The 18,928-nt window shown below is 64.9% G+C and carries 16 protein-coding genes and 1 pseudogene; 10 read left to right on the top strand and 7 right to left on the bottom strand.

Translation table 11 applies throughout. The features are described from left to right. Positions 1 to 59 precede the first annotated feature (59 nt). From LRP30_RS01735 to LRP30_RS01720, 4 genes are all read left to right on the top strand, one after another. Positions 60 to 2,927, top strand: a complete 2,868-nt coding sequence (locus tag LRP30_RS01735) for a PAS-domain containing protein (protein ID WP_249759144.1) — start codon at positions 60 to 62, stop codon at positions 2,925 to 2,927. A gap of 204 nt (positions 2,928 to 3,131) precedes the next feature. Continuing rightward, positions 3,132 to 4,109 carry a tripartite tricarboxylate transporter substrate binding protein gene (locus tag LRP30_RS01730; RefSeq protein WP_249759143.1) on the top strand — a complete coding sequence of 326 codons (978 nt, stop codon included), beginning with the start codon at positions 3,132 to 3,134 and terminating at the stop codon, positions 4,107 to 4,109. 148 nt (positions 4,110 to 4,257) lie between these two features. Beyond that, positions 4,258 to 4,743, top strand: a complete 486-nt coding sequence (locus tag LRP30_RS01725) for a tripartite tricarboxylate transporter TctB family protein (RefSeq protein WP_249759142.1) — start codon at positions 4,258 to 4,260, stop codon at positions 4,741 to 4,743. Positions 4,744 to 4,747: 4 nt separating this feature from the next. Beyond that, positions 4,748 to 6,256, top strand: coding sequence for a tripartite tricarboxylate transporter permease (locus LRP30_RS01720; protein ID WP_128930783.1), 1,509 nt, complete (start codon positions 4,748 to 4,750; stop codon positions 6,254 to 6,256). Between the two features lie 105 nt (positions 6,257 to 6,361). On the opposite strand, the gene LRP30_RS01715 is transcribed toward LRP30_RS01720, so the two are convergent. Beyond that, complete coding sequence (locus LRP30_RS01715; RefSeq protein WP_249759141.1) at positions 6,362 to 8,056, bottom strand: bifunctional diguanylate cyclase/phosphodiesterase; 1,695 nt, start codon at positions 8,054 to 8,056, stop codon at positions 6,362 to 6,364. A gap of 221 nt (positions 8,057 to 8,277) precedes the next feature. Here LRP30_RS01715 and LRP30_RS01710 point away from each other — a divergent pair, with 221 nt between their 5' ends. Continuing rightward, positions 8,278 to 8,538, top strand: coding sequence for a hypothetical protein (locus LRP30_RS01710; RefSeq protein WP_164934874.1), 261 nt, complete (start codon positions 8,278 to 8,280; stop codon positions 8,536 to 8,538). Here LRP30_RS01710 and LRP30_RS01705 read toward each other — a convergent pair whose 3' ends face one another. From LRP30_RS01705 to mtgA, 3 genes are all read right to left on the bottom strand, one after another. Further along, complete coding sequence (locus LRP30_RS01705; RefSeq protein ID WP_249761982.1) at positions 8,539 to 9,189, bottom strand: hypothetical protein; 651 nt, start codon at positions 9,187 to 9,189, stop codon at positions 8,539 to 8,541. 142 nt (positions 9,190 to 9,331) lie between these two features. Next, complete coding sequence (rpmF, locus tag LRP30_RS01700; RefSeq protein ID WP_007598106.1) at positions 9,332 to 9,514, bottom strand: 50S ribosomal protein L32; 183 nt, start codon at positions 9,512 to 9,514, stop codon at positions 9,332 to 9,334. Between the two features lie 169 nt (positions 9,515 to 9,683). Further along, positions 9,684 to 10,358 (bottom strand): monofunctional biosynthetic peptidoglycan transglycosylase, encoded by a 675-nt coding sequence (mtgA, locus tag LRP30_RS01695; RefSeq protein ID WP_249759140.1) that lies wholly within the window; start codon positions 10,356 to 10,358, stop codon positions 9,684 to 9,686. Between the two features lie 161 nt (positions 10,359 to 10,519). Here mtgA and LRP30_RS01690 point away from each other — a divergent pair, with 161 nt between their 5' ends. After that, the gene (locus LRP30_RS01690) at positions 10,520 to 11,443 is read left to right on the top strand and encodes a polyprenyl synthetase family protein (protein ID WP_128930779.1); all 924 of its coding nucleotides are present in this window, start codon (positions 10,520 to 10,522) and stop codon (positions 11,441 to 11,443) included. Positions 11,444 to 11,614: 171 nt separating this feature from the next. Continuing rightward, entirely contained in the window at positions 11,615 to 12,298 is a 684-nt protein-coding gene (locus tag LRP30_RS01685) for a DUF1345 domain-containing protein (protein WP_091896586.1), read from the top strand. A 157-nt stretch (positions 12,299 to 12,455) separates the two neighbouring features. Here LRP30_RS01685 and LRP30_RS01680 read toward each other — a convergent pair whose 3' ends face one another. Together LRP30_RS01680 and LRP30_RS01675 are read right to left on the bottom strand one after the other, a co-directional pair. Next, positions 12,456 to 14,273, bottom strand: coding sequence for a caspase family protein (locus tag LRP30_RS01680; protein ID WP_128940935.1), 1,818 nt, complete (start codon positions 14,271 to 14,273; stop codon positions 12,456 to 12,458). Positions 14,274 to 14,442: 169 nt separating this feature from the next. Continuing rightward, the gene (locus LRP30_RS01675; protein ID WP_128940936.1) at positions 14,443 to 14,871 is read right to left on the bottom strand and encodes a GFA family protein; all 429 of its coding nucleotides are present in this window, start codon (positions 14,869 to 14,871) and stop codon (positions 14,443 to 14,445) included. A gap of 93 nt (positions 14,872 to 14,964) precedes the next feature. Here LRP30_RS01675 and LRP30_RS01670 point away from each other — a divergent pair. From LRP30_RS01670 to LRP30_RS01660, 3 genes and pseudogenes are all read left to right on the top strand, one after another. Further along, positions 14,965 to 15,364 (top strand): annotated as a pseudogene (locus LRP30_RS01670) (nuclear transport factor 2 family protein). Between the two features lie 221 nt (positions 15,365 to 15,585). Beyond that, positions 15,586 to 16,440 carry a class A beta-lactamase gene (gene bla, locus LRP30_RS01665; protein ID WP_249759139.1) on the top strand — a complete coding sequence of 285 codons (855 nt, stop codon included), beginning with the start codon at positions 15,586 to 15,588 and terminating at the stop codon, positions 16,438 to 16,440. 48 nt (positions 16,441 to 16,488) lie between these two features. Continuing rightward, positions 16,489 to 18,096, top strand: coding sequence for a Na+/H+ antiporter (locus LRP30_RS01660; protein ID WP_128943408.1), 1,608 nt, complete (start codon positions 16,489 to 16,491; stop codon positions 18,094 to 18,096). A gap of 34 nt (positions 18,097 to 18,130) precedes the next feature. On the opposite strand, the gene LRP30_RS01655 is transcribed toward LRP30_RS01660, so the two are convergent. Further along, positions 18,131 to 18,829, bottom strand: a complete 699-nt coding sequence (locus tag LRP30_RS01655) for an N-acetylmuramoyl-L-alanine amidase (protein ID WP_128930772.1) — start codon at positions 18,827 to 18,829, stop codon at positions 18,131 to 18,133. Positions 18,830 to 18,928: the final 99 nt, after the last annotated feature.

Here is an 18,928-nt window from a genome sequence, read left to right as displayed (position 1 = left end):
CCCTCGGCGGCTGAATTACGTTGCGTTAAGTCTATTGCCCGCCGAGATCCACGATTCCCATGACGTCGACCTGCGACAATGAGCATGGTGCACATCGCGAACAGGCCCCCGCGGCCCTGATCGCGCTCGGCCAGCTTGCGCTCGACCACATGGAGCAGGGCGTCTGCGTCTACGATGCCGACAACCGGATCGTGCTGGTCAATCAGCGCTACCTCACGCTGTTCGACATGTCGGCCGATATCGTGCGGGTGGGCACGAGCTATCGCGAGGTGCTTGCCCACAGCGCGACACGCGGGAACTTCCCCCAGGACGAGCTCGATGCGCTGTATTCGGCGCGGATTGCGCAAATCGCAGCGGGCAAACCATTCCGCACCGAACAGCGGCTTGCAAGCGGCCTCGTCATGGCGCTCGAGTTGAAGCCTCTTCCCGGCGGCGGCTGGATGACGATCTGCGACGACGTCAGTCGTCTCGCCCGGCTCGAGGCGGAATTGCGCGTGCAGACGGAGCGCAGCCAGCACGCGCTCGCGAACATGTCGCACGGCCTCATCATGTACGATGCCGACAGCCGCGTCGTCGTCTGCAACGAACGTTTCCTGAAGCTCTACAACCTCGACCCCGAGATCATGAAGCCGGGCGTCACGCACAGCGCTGCCATCGACCACTGGCTTTCGCGCGGCAACCTGCCGGGCATGTCGGCCGATGAATTCCATGACACCAGGCTGGACGACGTGCGCGCCAGGAAGGCGAAAACCCTGCTGGTGATGCGCTATGACGGGCGGATGGTGCAGGCGGTCTCCCGCTTCCTGCCCGACGGCGGCTGGGTGACGGTGCACGAAGACGTCACCGAGCGGCTGCAATACGAGGAGACGCTGAGGCAGCAGAACTTCATCCTCGATGCAGCGCTGGAGAACATGGCGCACGGACTCGCCTTCTACGACAGCGACATGCGGCTCCGCGTCTGCAATACAAACTACCGCAAGATCTACCGGCTGTCGCCCGAAGAGACCCGGCCCGGCACGCATCTTTCCGAGCTGATCAAGCGTTCGATGGCGAATGGCGCATTCGCTTCCGAATACAGCCCGCAACAGCTCCTGGAAGCCGCCAGCGCAAGGATTGCGAACCGCGATTCCTCGTCGATGCGACGGCGCATGTCCAATGGCTCCGTGATCTCGGTGCGTTGCTGCGCGCAGCCAGACGGCGGCTTCGTCGCCACCTACGAGGACATCACCGAACGCGAACGCGCGATTGAGGAGCTGAGCGAGCAGTATCGACGTTTCGACGCCGCACTGAACAACATGAGCCAGGGCCTGTGCATGCTCGATTCGAGCCTGCGCATCATCGTCTGCAACCGCCGCTATATCGAGATGTACGGGGTGTCGCCCGAGATCGTGAAACCGGGCGTCTCGATGCGCGAGATCATGGAGCATAGCTGCGAACTGGGCATTGATCCGAACACCACAGGCGCGCGGCTCTATACCGACTATGTCGAGAGGCTGCGCGAGGGCGAGCACACGCTGCACCGCCATTTGAACGACGGCCGCATCATCAAGCTCAATCACAAGCGGATGGAGCTTGGCGGCTGGGTCGTCACCTATGAGGACGTCACCGAGCGCCACAAGGCCCAAGCCCGCGTCGCGCACATGGCGCGCCACGATTCGTTGACCGACCTGCCCAACCGCACGCTGTTCCGCGAGAAGATGGGCGAAGGGCTGAACCATGTCGCGATCGCCGGCGGCGCAATGGCCGTGCTGTATTTCGACCTCGACAATTTCAAGACTGTCAACGACCGCCTCGGCCACGCCGCAGGCGACCGCCTGCTGCGCTGGGTTGCGGCGCGGCTGAAGGAGAATGTCGGCGAGCATGATACCGTCGCGCGGCTCGGCGGCGACGAGTTTGCCGTACTCCAGCGCGGACCGCAGCCACAAGCGGCTGAAAAGCTCGCCCGTCGCCTGGTCGAGATCATCGGCCATCCGCCGCCGCTGGAAAGCCAGTCGATCCATGTCGGCGTCTCCGTCGGCATCGCGATCGGGCCCGATCACGGGCTCGATGCCGACGAACTGATGAAATGCGCCGACCTCGCCCTCTACCAGGCCAAGGCCAAGGGACGCGGCGCTTATCAGCTGTTCGAGCCCGAGATGGAAGAGGAGGCGCGCAGCCGGCACGCGCTGGAGCAGGATCTGCGCGGCGCGTTGGAATCACGTGAATTCCACCTCGTGTTCCAGCCGCAGGTCCGGCTCGACAGCTCCGAGCTCACCGGCTTCGAAGCGCTGTTGCGCTGGAAACATCCCTCGCGCGGCTTCGTCTCGCCGGCCGATTTCATTCCGATCGCGGAGGAGACCGGGCTGATCGTCCCGATCGGCGAATGGGTGCTGCGCACCGCCTGTGCGACCGCCGTCTCCTGGCCCGGGGTCACCGTCGCGGTAAACCTGTCGCCGGTGCAGTTCCGCTCGCGCGGCCTGGTGGCGATGATCACGAGCGCACTTGCGGAAGCCGGCCTGCCGCCACAACGTCTCGAGCTCGAGGTCACCGAGACGGCGCTGCTCGACGACAGCGAGGCGACGATCGAGATCCTGCACCAGCTCCGCGCACTCGGCGTGCGGGTCAGCCTCGACGATTTCGGCGTCGGCTATTCCTCGCTGAGCTATTTGCGCAAATTTCCGTTCGACCGCATCAAGATCGACCGCTCTTTCGTCGGCACGCTCGGCGAAAGCCCGGAAAGCGTTGCCATCGTCCGCACCATCGCCAGCCTCGGCTCCGTGCTCGGCGTCGAGACTACGGCGGAGGGTGTGGAGACCGCCGAGCAACTCGACTTCGTGCGCGAATGCGGCTGCACCGCCGTGCAGGGCTATTATTTCGGCAAGCCGTGCCCGGCGGCCGAGGTCGGCGGCACCATCGAGACGCTGAGCGCAGTCCGCCGCGTGGCGTAGCGGCTTTCCCCACTCAAATTCCGTATCTCGGCACGCCTCCAAACGACCAATTGTCGCATGGATGGTTTCCGGCGGAATTGGCGTCTCGCCCTTGCCTGGCACACGCGCAATGGCGCTTTTCTTCTCTCGTGATTTCGGAAACAATCGCCCCACAAGAACGAGAGATGGCGGCCCGAGCGAGGCCGCTGCGAGGGAGGCGTTTCGATGTCGCGATACGGGCTGAAGACGATTGCCTTTGCCGCCATGCATGCGGTCATGGGCGCAGTGCTCTCCACTGCCGCCAGCGCGCAGGACTATCCGACCAAACCGATCACGCTGATCGTGCCATGGCCGGCCGGCGGTTCGACCGACATCTCGATGCGCGCGATCGCCGACAGCGCTTCGAAGGTCCTGGGACAGCCCATCGTGATCGACAACAAGGCCGGCGGCGGCGGCACGGTGGGACCTGCGACAATGGCCGCGGGCGCGAAGCCGGACGGCTACACCATCTCGCAGATCCCGATCACCGTCTTCCGCCTGCCTCTGATGCAGGAGGTGTCGTGGGATCCGGCCAAGGACTTCACCTACATCATCCATCTCACCGGCTATACCTTCGGCGTCACCACCAACGCGGAATCCCAGTTCAAGAGCTGGAAGGACGTGGTGGAGTTCGCCAAGGCGAACCCGGGCAAGGTGACCTACGCGACGCCGGGCACCGGGACCTCGCTGCATATCGGCATGGAGCAGATCGCGGCGATGTCCGGCATCAAGCTGACCCAGGTCCCCTTTAAGGGCGGCGCGGAAACCAACGCCGCGGTCCTGGGGCAGCATACGATGCTTCAGGCAGATTCCACGGGATGGCGGCCGCTGGTCGATGCCGGCAAGCTGCGGTTATTGATGGTGTGGACCGGTGCCCGCTCGCCGAATTACCCCGATGTGCCGACGCTGAAGGAGCTCGGCTATCCCATGGTCTATGATTCCCCGTTTGGCATCGCCGGCCCGAAGGAAATGGATCCCAAAATCGTCGCCAAGCTGCACGATGCCTTCAAGAAGGCAGTCGAGGACCCCGCCGTCGTGGCAACGCTCGCCAAATACGACATGGTGCCGAACTACAAGAACACCGAGGACTACAAGAAGTTCGTCGTCGAGGTCACGGAGTCCGAGCGCAAAGTGATCGACACGCTCGGGCTTGCGAAGAAGTAGAGTTCTGCTGCCACACATGCCGGCGTCATCCTGAGGCGCGGGCCGCACTTGCGGCTCGCCTCGAAGGATGCAGACGGGTACCGTCGCCCTTCGAGGGCCGCTGAAGAAGCGGCCACCTCAGGGTGACGGTGGTCGAGAGGTGTCTCACATGACCAACCAAACCAACGTCAAACTCCGCCTCAGCAATTCCGAACTTTGGGGCGGGCTGATCGGGCTCGCGTTCGGGGGCTTCGTGATCTGGTCGGGGCTGAAGCTCAAGCTCGGCACCATCAACGATCCTAGCTCCGGTTACGTGCTGTTCTACACGGGCATCCTGATCTGCGTGTTCGCAACCTCCATCATCATCTCGGCCATCACCGAGGGCGGACCGACGCTGGCCTCGCGCTGGGAAAATGTGCGCTGGAGCAAGCCGCTTCTCGTCATCGCCTGCCTCACCGCCTTCTCGTTCGCGTTGGAGCCGCTGGGATTCCTGTTGTCGTCGATCCCGTTGATGCTGCTGCTGTTGCGCCTGATCGATCCCGTGCGCTGGACGCTGGCGATCCCGATCGCGGTGCTGGTGCCATCAGGCATGTGGTGGGTGCTCAAGCGGCTGCTTTTGATCCAGCTGCCCTCGGGCCTGTTCGGAATCGGCTGATCGCATGGATACGCTTGCCAATGTCGCCCATGGGTTCGGCGTCGCGCTGACCGGGATCAACCTGCTCTATTGCTTCATCGGGGTCTTCATCGGCACGCTGGTCGGCGTGCTGCCGGGCATCGGCCCAATCTCGGCGATGTCGCTGCTGCTGCCCGTGACACTCTCGGGCACGCCGGAATCCGGCATCATCATGATGGCCGGCATCTATTACGGCTCGATGTATGGCGGCTCGACCACCTCGATCCTGGTCAACATCCCCGGCGAAGCGGCCTCCGTCGTCACCTGCATCGACGGCCACCAGATGGCGAAGCAGGGCCGCGCCGGCCCCGCGCTCGGCATCTCCGCGTTCGGCTCCTTCATCGCCGGCACCTTCGCGCTGGTCGCGCTGATGCTGGTGGCGCCCAGGCTTGCCAGCATCGCCATCGCGTTCGGCCCGGCCGAGTATTTCAGCCTGATGGTGCTCGGCCTCGTCGTGCTCACCTTCCTGACGCAGGGCTCGATGCCGAAGGCGCTGCTGATGGCCTGCATCGGCGTCGTGCTCGGCCTGATCGGCCTCGACAGCATCACGGCGCAGCCGCGGCTCACCTTCGGCCGCATGGAGCTGATCGACGGCATCGGCCTCGTGCCGGTCGTGATGGGCCTGTTCGGCGTTGCCGAGGTGCTGCTCAATACCGAGCAGGCGATCAAGCGCGACATCATCAACGCCAAGATCACACAACTCTTGCCCAACAAGGCGGATTGGCAGGCGAGTGCCGGCCCGGTGGCGCGCGGCACCCTGCTCGGCTTTCTGCTCGGCATCCTGCCGGGCGGCGGTGCCGTGGTGGCCTCGTTCGCGTCCTATGCGCTGGAGAAGCGGCTGTCGAAAACGCCGGAGCGGTTCGGCCACGGCGCGATCGAGGGCGTCGCGGGCCCCGAATCCGCCAACAACGCGGCGGCCGGCGGCGCGTTCATTCCGCTGATGACCTTGGGCATCCCGCCGAACGTGGTGATGGCGCTGCTGCTCGGCGCCTTCGTCATTCATGGCCTGCAGCCGGGACCGCTGCTGATCACGCAGAATCCCGGCCTGTTCTGGGGCATCGTCGCCAGCATGTATATCGGCAATGTCATGCTGCTGATCCTCAATCTGCCGATGATCGGCATGTGGGTGCAGCTCTTGAAGCTGCCCTACAACATTCTGTTCCCGCTGATCATCCTGTTCACGATCCTGGGCGTCTACTGCTCGAGCAACAACGTGTTCGACGTCTACGTCATGATCGCGTTCGGGATCATCGGCTATTTCATGCGCAAGCTCGGCTATGAGCCGGCGCCGCTCGTGCTCGCCTTCGTGCTCGGACCGATGCTGGAGAACAATCTGCGTAAGTCGCTGATCCTGTCGCAGGGCGATCTCTGGACCTTCGTGCAGCGTCCGATCTCGGCGGCCTGCCTTGCACTCGCAACGGTGCTGCTGATCGCGCCGCTATTGCCCGCGCTGCGCAAGAAGCGCGAGCTGGTGGCATTGGACGAAGGGGCATGAGAGATTTCGTAGGGTGGGCAAAGGCACGCTTGCGCCGTGCCCACCATCTTTCCAACGACACAGCACGATGGTGGGCACGCTTCGCTTTGCCCACCCTACGGCTTCTCAGCTTGCAGCAGGCAGCGCACTATCCGTTGAAGCCGCCCACGGGCGCTCGGCAGACGCCAGTCCAATCAAACGGCCCTGGATGTAGTCGCACCCCCAATCGCGCAGCATGCTTGCGGCCTCTTCGTCCTGCACCCATTCGGCGACCGTCTTGATATCGAGGCGTCGGGCGAGGTCGATCAGGGTGTGCACGAAGGCGCGGTCGTCGGCGGACCGGGTGACGTTCTGGACGAAGGCGCCGTCGATCTTGACGATGTCGACGCCGAGCTTGCGCAGGTTCCTGAAGGAGGTGTAGCCGGCGCCGAAATCGTCGATGGCAATGCGGCTGCCGAAATTCTTCAGCCGCGTGACAAAGCCGCGGACGTCGTCGATGTCCTGGATCGCGACCGTTTCGGTGATTTCGACGATCAGCCGCTCGGCGACGCCGGGATGGGCCAGCATCAACGACTCGATCCCCGCCCACCAGTCCGGATCCATGGTGGTATCAGGCGAGATGTTGAGGCTGAGGCAGATGTCGGGCGCGGCCGCAAGCTCGGCGACCACGAGCTCGAGCACGCGATGATCGACCAGGCGAATCAGGCCGAGCCGTTCGGCGACCGGCACGATGTCGGGTGCGAGCAGCACCTGGCCATCGCCCTGATCCATCCGCACCAGGCACTCGTGGAAGGCGCGTTCGCGCGAGGCGGCGGAGACCACCGGCTCATAGGCGAGCTTGATGCGGCGCTCGTTCAGCGCGGTGACGATCTCGTCGGTGACGCGGATATTGACGCGGCGCTGCGCGTCGCGCGCGGCATCCGGGCGCCATGTCGCGAACGAGCCGACGCGGCGGCGCTTGGCGGCATCCAGCGTCTCATGGGCGCGGTTGACCGCCTCGTCGGTGTTGCGGGCATAGCGCGGCACGCTGACCGCGCCGATCGATGCGGTGACTGAGACCGGGCCTGATTTCGTCGGCACCACTTCGTCGCGGATGCCGGCGAGGAAGCGCTCGGCGGCAACGTTCATGTCGTCGACGGTGCAGTTCTTCAGGATCAGGCCGAACTTGTTGCCGGAGAAGCGGCCGAGCACGTCGCCGCCGCGCAGGCGCGCACGAATGCGCTTGGCGACGTCGAGGATCACCGCGTCGGCGACGTCGAAGCCAAAGGCGTCGTTGACGTGGGCGAGATGATCGATGCCGACCAGCATGAAGGCTGCGGTCGAGCGGAAGCGGGTCGTCTCCTCGATCGCCTCGGCCAGCGACGCGATCAGATGGGAGCGGTTGAGCTCGCCGGTCAAGGGATCGAGCCGGGCCAGCTTCCTCAATTCCTCGTCGCGGGCGTGACGCTCATTGTTGATGCGGACGGAGCCGATCGCGCGCGTGGGGCGGCCGTCGGGACCGGCAAACCAGCGGCCGGTCTCCTCGATCCAGACCACGGGATCGGAGGCGCTCATGCGCACGCCGTACTCGACCCGGTAAGGTGTGCCGTCGGCACCGTGCACGGCGGAGGTCTGTGCCAGCGCAACGGTCCGCAGCGATTGCGCCGGCTCGATCAGCTTGGCGAATTCCGCCCCGGTGGCGAGCCGCTCGGCTGGAATGCCCGGGAAGACGGCGCTGACCTGCTCACCCCAGACGATGACGTCGCTGGCGATGTCCCAGGCGAACACGGCCTGGCCGAGCGCGGCCAGGATGTCGGAGGCTTGCGGCAATGCTGGAGTCAAAATCGCCTCGTTTCGGGACAGTGGGAAAGTCCTGAGCCGGCACAGAATAAAGCCAGATTCGCCCTCGACCCTAGGCAAAGTTGATAAACAATTTGGAAACCACGTTTGCCGACCTCGGGGAACCAATCGGGCCCAGCCGGCATAGGGCTTGCGAGTACATGACACGCACCGGCGCCAGCGTCCCGAAATGCGACAACCCGGCCGGATCAACGGTGATTGCGATGTTGAGTACTGATCGATCGGACGCGGCGGACAACGGCACAGGCACGGGCCTCGTGCCGCTGATGCCGACGTTGCAGTGGGTCCACAAGGCGCCGCTGCCGCGCCCCGATCCCAGCTTCGTCACCCAATTGATCGCCAATGCCGAGCACATGCCCCAGACGAGCCGGCTTCGCCGCGCCTCGTCCGAAGACGCGCTGATGGCCTATGGCAGCAAGCGCCCGCTGCAAAGCGTCAGCGCGCGGACACGGCAGGTGGCTTGATCAGCGCGGTGGCGCGTCGGGAGAGGACGGCGTGCCGTTGCCCGGCTGAAGCTGCGGCGAGGGGATTTCCGGCGAGGGCGCGCCCTGCACCGGCTTGGGCGCCGGATGATCCATCAGCACGGATTCGGCGACGGATTGCGCCGACGGTGCGGGCGGCACCGCCGGTGCCGGCTGCGGCGCAATCACCGGCTCGAACTTACGCTCGGACGCCACATCCTCCTCCGGCGCTTCCTGGCGCTTGGCCTTGCGTGGCGCCGCCACCGTCGTCTCGGCGACATAGGTGACGCGACGGCGCGTGCGCTGGGCGATGCCGCCGAGGAAGTCGGCCATCGCGAGCAGCACCAGCAGGAAATAGGTGGAGTTGCCGAATTTGGGCCACATCACGAATTCGGCGGCGGCCGCGCCGAACACGATCAGCGACAGCAGGTGATCCATCAGGAATTTCGAGCCGGGCCGCGCGCCCTTGACCACCTCGAGCAGCAGCAGCACCACGCCGAGCGCGAGCAGCAGGTCGGCGAGCGTAACCGGCCAGGTCTCACCGGACACCATCGGCACCTTGAACAGCACGTCCGTAAAGGACACCGTCGGCATCAGGAAGGCGATGATGTTGTAGACCGCGAGCGGAATCAGAAGCAGCGGGAAACCGACCATCGGCAAAATGCCTTCTCGATCAAGATATCCGGACAGGACAATGCGGCGGCGAAGCATTTGCTCCGCCGCCGTCACCGTCTATCTCATGGGTTGGCCGAAATCAGGCGGGCCCAATCCTCCCGCCTGAAGAAAGGTCCTGCCTTCAGGACTCTTTCTTCTTCAGGACCTGGCGGCCCTTGTACATGCCGGTCTTGAGGTCGAGATGGTGCGGACGACGGAGCTCGCCGGAGTCCTTGTCTTCCACATAGGTCGGCTTCTTGATGGCGTCTGCCGAGCGGCGCATGCCACGGCGCGACGGCGAGGTTTTTCTTCTCGGAACGGCCATTTCAATATCCTCTAGGGATTGGTGTCATCAGGGCATCGTCCGCGAAGGGACGGCTCAGCACCCGCAATACGAGGCGAGCTGAATGCCGATCAAGGCCGCGCTTATAGAGGAAGGCTGGCCGTAAAGCTAGGCTCTTGGGCCGGAAAATACGCCCGAAATGGGCCCGAAATCAGCGATTTTCGCGCCAGCAGGTCGCAAGCGAGCTCGCCTGCCCCCGCGCCATATAGGTCGCCGCCAGCCGCCTGACACCGGGCCCCGGGGTCCGGGCACTGCGTTTGACCGGATTGGGCAGGGTCGAGGCCAGAAGGGCGGCTTCCCGGGGGGAGAGGTTGGCGGCCGACTTACCGAAGGCATAAAGGCTGGCCGCCTCGACGCCAAACTGCCCCTGTGGACCGAGCTCTGCGATGTTGAGGTAAATCTCCAGGATCCGCGGTTTGGGCAGGACGAGGTCGATCCACAGCGCCAGCGGGAATTCCAGCGCCTTGCGGACGAAGTCCCGCCCCTGCCAGAGGAACAGGTTTTTTGCGACCTGCTGAGTGATGGTGGAGGCGCCCCGGAACGGCGTACCGTCCTCCTGGGCGTCATCGATCGCCTCACGCAGCGCACCCCAGTCGATGCCGTGATGCTTGCAGAAATGGGCGTCCTCGGCTGCCACCACCGACCGCGGCAGATAGGGCGACATCGCCGCCAGATCGATCCATTGCCGCTGCATCGGCGCGCCCCGAAGCGAACGCCAGGCCATCAGCGTCGAAACCGGATGGCCGGTCCGGTAAAACGGCGCGATCACATAGGGCGCGAGAGCCACGACCGCGAGCACGACCAGCAGGATCTTGACGATGCGCAAATCGACCTTTCCGGCGCAAAATGAAACGCGGCCACGGGCTGGGCCATTAAGTCTGTGATAATTCTGGCCTTTTCCAGCACTTTTTAGGCCTTCCAAACGATTGACTGAGGCGGGCGCATAAAGGATTGTCCCGCCGAATTTTAGTTCTGGAGCCCTTCTTGATGACCGGCACGTCCCCGTCCGATTTCGCCAAACGTCTGGACAAGACCGCTGATGACACCGAGGCCCTGCTCGGGCGCCTGCTGTCGGACGACATCCTGCACGACGAGATCGCCCGGCCCAAGCGACTGATGGACGCAATGCGCTATTCGAGCCTGAACGGCGGCAAGCGCCTGCGGCCGTTCCTTGTGGTCGAGAGCGCGACCGTGTTCGGCGTTCCGCGCGAAGCGGCACTGCTCGTGGGCGCCGCGCTCGAATGCATTCACTGCTATTCGCTGATCCATGACGATCTGCCGGCCATGGACAATTCGGACCTGCGCCGCGGCCGCCCCACCCTGCACAAGCAGACCGACGACGCCACCGCGATCCTTGCCGGCGACGGCCTGTTGACGCTCGCCTTCGACATCGTCACCCGCGACGAGATCCATCGCGATGCCAATGTGCGGCTGCTGTTGACGCGCGCGCTGGCGCGCTGCGCCGGCATTGGCGGCATGGTCGGTGGCCAGATCCTCGATCTCGCCGGCGAAGGCCGCTTCGGCGGCAACGAACCGATCGATGTCGCCCGTATTCAGCAGATGAAGACCGGCGCACTGCTGCGCTATGGCTGCATCGCCGGTGCAATCCTCGGCCAGGCCTCGCAGAAAGAATACCAGGCGCTCGACGATTACGGCCGTGCGCTCGGCGAGGCCTTCCAGATCGCGGACGACCTGCTCGACGTCGAAGGCGATGCGGCAGCGCTCGGCAAGCCCTCGGGCCAGGACGCCGCGCTTGGCAAGACCACCTTCGTCACCCAGCTCGGCATCGAAGGCGCCAAGCAGCGCGTGCGCGACCTGCTCGCGCGCGCCGACAGCGCCGTGTCGATCTTCGGCGACCGCGCCGCCGTGCTGCAAGCCGCGGCGCGCTTCGTCGCCGAACGGAAGAACTGACGTTGGGTTTTCACCTCTCCCGCTTGCGGGAGAGGTCGCGCCGAAGGCGCGGGTGAGGGCTCTCTCCTCTCGGGGGTTTTCGCTTGTGGAGACACCCTCTCCCCAACCCTCCCCCGCAAGCGGGGAGGGAGCGCACCAGCGATGTCGCTCAGGACTTACCGGACGATCTGCATGCAAAAAGAAGATCCCGTCCTCGTCCGCTTCCGCCAGATGTCGCGGCCGATGCGGCTGCTTTATGCCCGGCCGCGAACGTTCATCGCGCTCGCTGTCGGTGTCCTCGTCTGCCTGCTGCTGCCGGGCACGCACCGGCTGGTGACGCGGCTCTTGTTCGGTTGGGACGCGCTGATCGCGGTCTATCTCGTGCTGGTCTATGCGATGATGCTGTGCAACGACCACCAGCACATCCGCCGCGCCGCCGCGATGCAGGACGACGGCCGCTTCGTGATCCTGCTGGTGACGGCGACCGGCGCCTTCGCCAGCATCGCCGCGATCGTCTCCGAGCTCGGCACGTCGCATCGCGGCGTCCTGGAGCTGACGATCGCGATCACCACGATCGCACTGTCATGGGCTGCGGTGCACACGACCTTCGCGCTGCATTACGCGCATGATTATTATCGGCACGGCACGGCAGGAGGCCTTCAGTTTCCGAGCGGCGACAAGGAAGACCACGCCGATTATTGGGATTTCGTCTATTTCTCGTTCGTGATCGGCATGACCGCGCAGGTCTCCGACGTCGGCATCACCGACAAGACCATCCGCCGTACGGCGACGGCGCACGGCATCGTGTCCTTCATCTACAACACGGCGTTGTTGGCGCTGACGGTGAACATCGCTGCAAGCGCGATTGCGACCTGAACTCACTCCAGGGAGTCGTCCTGGCGAAAGCCAGGACCCATTACCCCAGGGAGAAGTTGCTGCGCTGAGTTGCCAACCACAAGTCTTCGCAAAACCAAGGCCGGTGGTAATGGGTCCTGGCTTCGCCAGGACGACCATGTGGGGGACACCGCGATCCCTAGTAACAGACCTCGGCATTGGCGTCGTTGCCGGGGCCGCCGCCGCCGCGATATTCGAGACGGCAGCCGCGATGCACCGGACGGCAGCCACCGCTATTGCAGTAGACCTGCCCGCCGCCCGTCGCGCGGCCGGCGCCAGTGGCAGCAGCAACGCCGGCAGCGGCGCCATAACCGCCTGCTGCGCCGGCGGACTGACGACGCGGTCGTGCCGGACGCTCATCGCCGTCGTCGCGCTTGGCAGTTACACGCTTGGCCGTTGCGGGCTTGGCGGCACGCTGCTTCTCGCACTCATTATCGTCGTTGACCGCATAGCCGTCACGACAGACGATCTTGCTGCACTTGTCGCCGTCGGCCTTGAAGCCGTGCTCACAGACCAGTGGGCAGACACGCGACGGCTTCGACTTGACCGCATCGAGCGCATCGGTGCTCGCCACCTTCACGTCGAGCTTGGTGCCGGCATACCGGTTGAACTGCGACAGCGACCGCTGCGAGGACGTATTCCAATTGCCGTCGGCCTGCCCGGAGAAGCAGCCGACGCGGCCGAGTTCGGTCTGCACCGAGCGGCTGAGATCGGCCGGTGCAATCGCAGGCGTCAGCGCGGCGACGTTGGTGCCGGCCGGAGCGACCGTGCTGGCCGGCGCGGCGCCCGGTGCCGCAGCGGCGAGGTCGACGCGCTGCTGCTCAGCCACGGCGGCCTGCTGCTGCGCCTGCTCCTTCGCTTTCTGGGCGGCAAGCTGCGCCTGTTCGGCGGCTTTCGCATCGGCCGCAGCCTTGGCCTGCGCATCCTTCTGCGCGCCGAGGGCGGCGAGACGATCGCGCTCGGCCTCGGCCTGCTTCGCCTTCGCGATCGCCGCGGCATGAGCCTGCTCGGCGCCGATCTTCTCGACCTGGAGCTTGGCAAGGCTCGCATAGAAACCGTCGGGATGCTGGGCGAGGAAGGCATCCCACGCCGCCCTGTTGCCGACCTGGAGCGCGAGCTCGTAATCGCGGCGGATATCGGCCTGCGGGTTCGCAGCAGGCGCGGCCGCCGCAGCCGTCATCTTCACCGGCACCAGCGGAACATCCTCGCCGCCGAGCGAGCCATAGACGAACGGCTCCTGCTTGTTGCCGGTCGACTTGAGCACGTCGTCGCGCACGAAGCCGAAGGCGCGGCGGACGTCGAGGCCCGGCGTCGTCAGATGCTTCGACAGCGCGACCGTGAACGGGCTGTTGGCGCCGTCACCGTCCTGCGCCGTGAAACCGGCCTTGGCCGAATAGGCGATCAGCGTATTGGGGCTGGTCGGCTCGACCTGAGCGAGGCCCCGGCCAATGCCGCGCGAGGCAATCGTGCGCTTCATCCTCTTGCCGAACGGATTGTCGCGGCAGGCATCCAGGATCACCAGGCGGAGCTGCTTTGCGGGCTCGACCGCGACCAGGATGCGATCGAGCGAAAGCGCCTCGTCGTAGACGTCGGTGTCGCGCTCGAGCTTGGCATCGACCGGGATCAGATAGTTGGAGCCTTCGACCTCGATGCCGTGGCCGGCATAGTAGACCACGGCGATGTCGGCATCGCGGGTCGCATCCGCAAAGTCGCGGAGTACCCGCCGCGTATCCAGCGCCGACAAATCGTGCCGGGAATCGACGACATCGAAGCCGGCCTCCTTCAGCGTCTTCGCCATCACCGAACCGTCATTGACGGGATTGGCCAGCGACGGCGCATGCTGATAGGCCGAATTGGCGAGCACCAGCGCAACGCGCTTGCCGGCGAAAGCAGGTTGGGCGCCGAGCAGCAGCGCGAGGGCGAGGAGAAGCGGACAAAGTCTGAGCAAATTGCGCATGACACGACTTCCGAAATTCGGGGCCGCTTGGGCCCTTTGGGACCGCTTTAGCAAGATCCACCGCGGGCGCTTGTGATGGAGGTCACGAAGGGTACCAACGACAAGCCGAAAGGCCACTTTTGTTTGTCGCACCAGCGGGATCGCGGTTCGCCGGGAGGATACGGTTCCCTCAGACAACCCCGATGTGCTCCCGATATTGCGGCAGATTGTCCGTAATTTCGTGCCAGGGCGCCTTCGAGCCCACGAAAATGTGGGCGCTCGGCCGGATCGAGGGGGTATCGACCAGGGTTCCCATGGCAACATGGACCCATGCTCCTCCACGCACCCGGGAATAGAGCAGCGAGCCGCACCGGGCACAATGCGCGTCATGGGTGGTGTCGTCGCCGAAAATGACCCGCTGGTCGCCGCCGCTGACAATGCGGAGCTGGTCCTGGGCGATGCCGGCGAACGGCTTGAAGGCGGCGCCGGTGGTGCGGCGACAGTTCGAGCAGTGGCAGTTCATCGCATAGGAGAACGCATCCGTCACCTCGAAGCGCACGGTGCGGCAATAGCATTCGCCGATCAGGATACGGGCGTTCGATTTCTCTGATGCGGTCATTCCAGCGTCCTCGCAATTGGCGACAGACACCCATAGCGCATTTTGATGCGCACGACTAAGTTCACCCCAAGCCATCATTCGAAGGGATGACCCATGAGCCCAAATCGTTCAAGTGTCGAAGCCGTCGTGCAATCCTATTTCGACGGCCTCTATGAGGGCGACTTTCGACGGCCTCTATGAGGGCGACGCCGAAAAGCTCGGCGCCATCTTCCATCCCTCCGCGGACCTGCGCTGGGTCGAGAAGGGCGAATTGCAGGTGCTGACCGTGCCGGACTGGCTCGACCGCGTGCGCAAGCGCCCCTCCGGCAAGGCCGAAGGCAAGCCGCGCGAGGATTTCATCGTCACCATCGACCGTTCGGACGACAACACCGCCTTCATCAAGGTCCGGTGCCAATTGCCGCCGCGCTATTTCACCGACTATTTGGTGGCGATGAAACTCGCCGACGGCTGGCAGATCGTGTCGAAGTCTTATCGGTACGACCTGAGGGAGTGAAGGGTCTCTCGACCCTCCGCTGCCCGAATTCGGACTCGCTCTCTTCTATTCTCCGTCAGTGCGGGGCCAACTCTCGCCACACGTCATTGCAAAGAGCCTTTGCGACGAAGCAATCCAGAATCCCTCCGCGGAGAGACTCTGGATTGCTTCGTTGCGCTCGCAATGACGGTGCGGATGGAGCATAGGCTACATCTCCCTGCCACACTCGCCCGAAAGTCCCCATGCTGCTCGATCGTCGCTCCCTGCTCGCCTCACTGTGCTGGATGGCTGCTTCTCCCGCGCTTGCCGCGGATGGGCCGCCTGAGCTCGAAACCTACGAACGCGAGAGCGGCGGACGGATCGGGGTCTATGCAGAAAATCTCGCAACCGGCGCAAAACTCGCCTGGCGCGCCGACGAGCGGTTCGTCATGTGCTCGACATTCAAGGCCTCGCTCGCCGCTTGTGTACTGGCGCGGGTCGATCGCGGCGAGGAGCAGCTTGCGGCCATGATTCCTTACGGCCAAGCCGACCTCTTGGAGTACGCGCCGGTCGCCAAGCAAAATCTCGCAGCCGGCGCAATGTCGGTCACTGAGATGTGCAAGGCGATCGTCGAGCTCAGCGACAACACCTGCGCCAATCTGCTGCTGGCGCGAATCGGCGGGCCGGCCGCGCTCACCGCGTTCTGGCGATCGATCGGCGATACCATCTCGCGGCTCGACCACAACGAGCCCGAACTCAACCGCTCCCGGCCGGGCGATCCCCGGGACACCACGACGCCGGCGGCGATGGCCGGAAACCTGCGCCGCCTCGTGCTGGGGGAAGCATTGTCACCGACCTCGCGCGCGCAGCTCACCGAATGGATGGTGAACTGCAAGACCGGCGCAAACCGGCTGCGCGGCGGCCTGCCGGCAGGCTGGAGGATCGGCGACAAGACCGGCAACAACGGCAAGGACGCATCGGGCGATATTGCGGTGGTGTGGCCGCGGCCGGATGCTCCGATCCTGATCGCGGCCTATACCCAGGGCGGCACGCCGAGCGCCGCACAGATCGCGGCGGCGTTCGCGCGGATCGGGCGGATGGCCGAGCGGCTGGCGTGAGCCGCGCGCATTGACGCAGCAGTCGCTTCCGGGTCAAGACAGACCGTCATGGAAGCGAAGTTTCAGACCTTTCTCATCCTGCTGGCCGTGCTGGCAGGCGTGGCGCTGGCCGCACGCCGCTTCAACATCGCGCCCGCCATCCTGCTAATGCTGGCCGGCGTCGGTCTCGCCTTTGTGCCGGGCATGCCATCGGTGGAACTGCCGCCGGAGCTGGTGCTGCTGCTGGTGCTGCCACCGCTGATCTACTCGGCAAGCGTCGCCATGAGCTGGCGCGAGTTCAAGAAGAATTTGCGTCCGATCGTGCTGCTCGCGGTCGGCGCGGTGATCTTCACTGCGGCCATGGTGGCGGCCGCCACGCATTACATGATCGGCCTGCCGTGGACCATCGGCTTCCTGCTGGGGGCCATCGTCGCGCCGCCCGACGTGGTGGCGCCGCTCGCGATCGCGCGCCGGCTGCACATGCCGCGCCGGATCCTGGTCGTGCTCGAGGGCGAAGGGCTCGCCAACGACGCCACCGCGTTGATCCTCTACCGTTTTGCGCTCGCCGCGATCATGGTCGGGCATTTCTCGCTGCCGCTGGCGGCCGGCGAATTCCTCCTCATCATCGCCGGCGAGATCGCCTTCGGCATCGGCGTCGGGTGGCTTTCCCTGCGTTTCCGCAAATGGTCGGGGGATCCGCAGGTCGAGCTCACGCTGTCGCTGATCACGCCTTACGTCTCCTACTGGCTGCCCGAGCATGTCGGCGGCTCCGGAGTGATCGCAACGGTCGCCTGCGGGCTTTATGTGAGCTGGAACGGCCCGCTGCTGATTTCTTCCGCGACGCGCCTGCAGGGCATCTTCTTCTGGGACCTCGTGATCTATTTGATCGAGGGCCTCTTGTTCCTGCTCACCGGCTTCCAGATGCGCGCGCTTTACGAGAAGTCGAAGGCCTTTCCGCTCGACGACATCCTGATCGCGACCGCCGTGGTTCTGGTGATCGTCGTGATCGCGCGCTTCGCCTGGCTCTATCCCGCGACATATCTGCCGCGGATGCTCAGCAAATCGCTGCGCGAGCGCGATCCGTCGCCGCCCTGGCAATGGGCGTTCACGCTCGCCTTCACCGGCGTGCGCGGCGCGGTGTCGCTGGCGGCGGCACTGGCGCTGCCGTTCACGCTTCCGGACGGCGAAGCATTTCCGTACCGTGACCTGATTCTGTTCGTCGCCTTCGGCGTCATCTTCATCACGCTGATCGGCGTCGGCCTGACGCTGCCGCCAGTGGTGCGCTGGCTCGGCATTGCCGAGGCCGGCCGCAACGAGCATGTCAGCGAGCACGAGGCCGAGATCGCCGCACGCCGCCAGGCGCTTGACGCCGCACTGAGGTCGCTCGACGCGCTGACCGCGGAGAAGGAGGTATCGGACGAGGTGATGCGGCTCCTTCGGGCCCGCCACGAGATCCGCATCAACCAGCTTCCGGATTTGCTCGATCCCACCCACCACGACGTCTCCGCCGCCGGCATCGCGCTGACCCGGGAGCTGATCGTCGCCGAGCGCAAATTCATCCACGACCTCTTGCGCGACGGTCAGATCACCGACGAGACGCGGCGGCGGATCGAGCGGGATCTCGATCTGGAGGAGGCGAGTTTGGCAAACAGAGAGTATCGGGGCGCGCCGCTGTAGCTTCCTGTCGTCATTGCAAGCGCAGCGAAGCAATCTACCGCCGCTCGCAAAACTCCCTCATCGCGGCCGCAACGGCCCCCGCAACCGCGTCCTGCCGTTCCGACGAATTCATTTCCATCTCCTCGTCGCGATTGATGATCGAGCCGGCCTCGAGCAGCACCGCGGCGCTTCTCGTCCGCGAGAGCACGACGAGCCCGTCGTAGCGGTAGACGCCGACGTCCTTGTCCAGCAGCTGGTGCCGGTAGCGGCCCATCACCGGAAGGGTGTATTGCCTCGCATAATGCAGGCCCTGCTCCTTCAACTGCCTGCCGATCATCCGGGCCAGCAACAAGCTGGTGGCGAAGTGCGGATTCTGGTGCGACACGAACAGCGAATGTCCCGAAAAGCGGTCGCTGAAATAGCTGTTGGCGCCGTCGAATTCCCAGCTCTCGAGCAGCTTGTCCGGCACCGAATCGTGATGGACCGAGAGGAACAGATCGGTCCGGCCGTCATTCGCGGCACTGACGCGCTTGAACAGGCTCGCCCTCGCCTTGCCGTCCGTGACGAGCAGGCGGGTTGCGGCAAAGCCTTCGGACTTGAGCTTTGCTGCGATCAGACTTGCGAGACGGAAGTTGAAGCCGAACTCCGGATCATTGCGCGCGCTCAACGCGCCGTAGGAGTCCGGGGTGTGTCCGACATCCACGACGATCCGGAATTTCGGCATCTCGCATTTGGCCGGCGCTGCCGCCCTCATTTGCGTCTTTGCAGCCTTCCGCGTCCTGGCCGCCTGGCTATCGTCAACCGACAAGAGCAAGAACGGGATCAGCGAAATGGCGATAGCGGCGATGGAGCG

This window comes from Bradyrhizobium sp. C-145, from assembly GCF_023375135.1.
Classification (GTDB): domain Bacteria; phylum Pseudomonadota; class Alphaproteobacteria; order Rhizobiales; family Xanthobacteraceae; genus Bradyrhizobium; species Bradyrhizobium zhanjiangense.
The sequence above is the reverse complement of the archived record's forward strand: the minus strand, read 5'-3'. Positions and strand labels throughout refer to the sequence as shown.